This window comes from Xenorhabdus mauleonii, assembly GCF_900113945.1.
In the GTDB taxonomy this organism is placed as follows: domain Bacteria; phylum Pseudomonadota; class Gammaproteobacteria; order Enterobacterales; family Enterobacteriaceae; genus Xenorhabdus; species Xenorhabdus mauleonii.
On the sequence record NZ_FORG01000076.1, the window covers coordinates 1 to 2,471 of the forward strand.

General features: G+C 56.1%; 2 protein-coding genes. One reads left to right on the forward strand and one right to left on the reverse strand.

What is annotated here, in order from left to right:
- Positions 1-1,844 (reverse strand): CHC2 zinc finger domain-containing protein (locus BM100_RS22190; RefSeq protein WP_139217026.1); only part of this gene is annotated, 1,844 nt, incomplete at its 3' end.
- A 99-nt stretch (positions 1,845-1,943) separates the two neighbouring features.
- On the opposite strand from BM100_RS22190, the gene BM100_RS22195 reads away from it, so the two are divergent.
- Entirely contained in the window at positions 1,944-2,342 is a 399-nt protein-coding gene (locus tag BM100_RS22195) for a helix-turn-helix domain-containing protein (protein ID WP_038242454.1), read from the forward strand.
- The last annotated feature ends 129 nt before the right edge of the window (positions 2,343-2,471 follow it).

Below are 2,471 nucleotides of genomic sequence, written 5' to 3' on the forward strand. Positions count from 1 at the left end.
TTGAGCACCGCATCCATCAGGCTGCTTTTGCCTGCCGCACTGCTGCTCTGGATTAACACAGCCAGCGGTTTATCCAGCTTGCGCGAGACCGCCGCCAGATACCCGGTCAGCAGATTAGTGGACTCGCCAACAACCCCACAGGCCGCCATATCTGACACGATACGCGCCGCCAAGTCCGGCGATTTCAGCAGAGCCAGCGCATCCGCTTCCTCTTCCGCACTGACTGTCACCGCCGTGCTGCCGCTGACTTCGGCTTCTGCTTGCTGTTGCGCATCCTGCTGTTGCTCCAGCATCAGCAACACCCGCCCGGCTTCCCGTTTAATCACCGACAGTTCGCACTCCAGCTCTTGCGCCGCCGTGCTGATATAGTTCTGCCGGTGCCGGGCATGGTACATGTCCAGCGTATCCACATGGAACAACCCGCTGGTTTCATCCCGTACCTGCACATTGACTTTCATGACATCGGGCACCGGCGATGGCTTCATGCCCCGCACCCGCCAGACCCGGGGACCACTTTTCATCAGTAACTCACCGGCTGCGGTGCGCTCACAAGGCACCGGGGCAACGTCCAACACCGGTTGGGCAGCTAAAGAAGAGGTTCTGCCCTCGTTGGCAGAATGTGGCTTTTCCGTCACAGCCGATGTTGCGGGCAACTCATGGCTGAACACCGCGCCCGGCGCATTGCCCTGCCCCAGCCAGACCGCCTGTTGCAACGCCAACCCCAATGCATGTTCGGCGTTACCGCTTTTCAGCGCATAGTCATTGGCATCCATGCCCGGCGGGAACTGCACCCGCCACGCTTCAATGCCCACTTCCAGTAAATCTGCGGCCACCTGCTCTGCGCCCCGATCCCCGGCCTCATCGCGGTCAAAGGCGATCAACACCCGCTTCACTCCGTGATATTGCAGCGCGTCCAGATGTTCACGACCAAAACCATTCACGCCATACGCAGCGATCACATGGCGGAACCCGGCACACCAGAAGGTCATCGCATCGATCAGCGCTTCGCACAGGATGATTTCAGCAGATGCCTGCATCGCCGCTTCATTCCAGACGCCAGCCAGTGGCGAAGGCAGATACAGGTGTTTCGGACTGTCTTTCAGCACTTTGTAATCCGGCTGGGTACGACGGCCATACAACTGCAATACCCGCCCCCGGTTCGCGACGTTGGCCGATTCTGCCCAGCCCAGCACCGGCACCACAACACAGCCCCTAAAATGATCTTGCCGCGTGCTGGCACGCAACACACCCAGCCCCGCCAGTTTGTCCCGCAGTTGCTGGCCTTCCTTGCTCGATTTCGACGGCAATAACCCCGCTGAACCACCGATGCCGTGATTGCCTGCGTACCCCAGCTTAAAATGACTCACCAGTTCAGGATGGTTCAGCCCGCGCTTCGCCAGCCATTCGGCGGCTTCCGGGGATTCCAGCAGATTCTGGTGATAAAACTCAACCACCTGACGCAACAGCGCCTGCCCGTCATCATCCAGATCCGCGAGTTTCTGCCGAGGCTGAGGTGTGGCGGCTAAAGAAGACGTGTTCACCGCGTTATCCATCTCCGGCAACCCGGCTAGCGCCCGCAACCGTTTAATGCCTGCGTTCAGACTCACCCCTTCCGTTTGTATGATCCAGTCCAGCACCGATCCCGCCGCTCCGCAGCCAAAACAGTGATACAGGTTTTTGGCCGGGGTGATCACCATGGAGGGCGTTTTCTCCGCATGGAACGGGCAGCGCAGCACATAATCCGCCCCACGCTTTTTCAGCGGGCGGCCTTGCTGACGTACCAGCCCCAGCAACGAGACGGATTGCTTTAAGTGGGCTAAATCGGGTTCGGGTTTGTGAGCCATAAGTGTTTCCTTTTGAACCTTGTCAATAGACACATATGCGATGTGTAATAATCGCATTAAAGAGACTTTACAACAGCCAGCTAAAAAGGAGGGGTTACAATGGCGGACATTCATGTTTTGCAGACAGGTATTGATATGTCCGTATTTTCTGAACGGCTTAAAATGCTCAGAGAAGCGCGGGGCTTAACCCAGTCACGGCTTGCTGAGATGATTGAAGTGCTGCCCAGAGTGTATAACCGCTGGGAACGGGGGCATATTGTGCCTCAGCTGGAAAGCCTGATTAAGCTGGCTGATGTTTTACAGGTTTCTCTTGATGAACTGGTTGGCCGCCGTGAGACCAGCAAAGATGTGAAGATACGTAACCACACTTTGCATGAGCTTTGGCAGCAGGCTGACACATTATCGGATGAGGAGCAAAAAGCATTGATTATGGTGATCGACAGTTTTGTTACTAAGTCAATGATGGAAAAAGTTGTCATGAAGAGCGCTAAGCGCTGAGATAGCGCGGCAGTCCTGAGTTCGCACCTCAGTATTGCCGCTAACCGTAAGCAACTATTGGAGTAGTTACTATGGCTAACCGCGATTGTAATGTAAATTCAACCCATTCGAAAGCCCAGCGCCGCTATA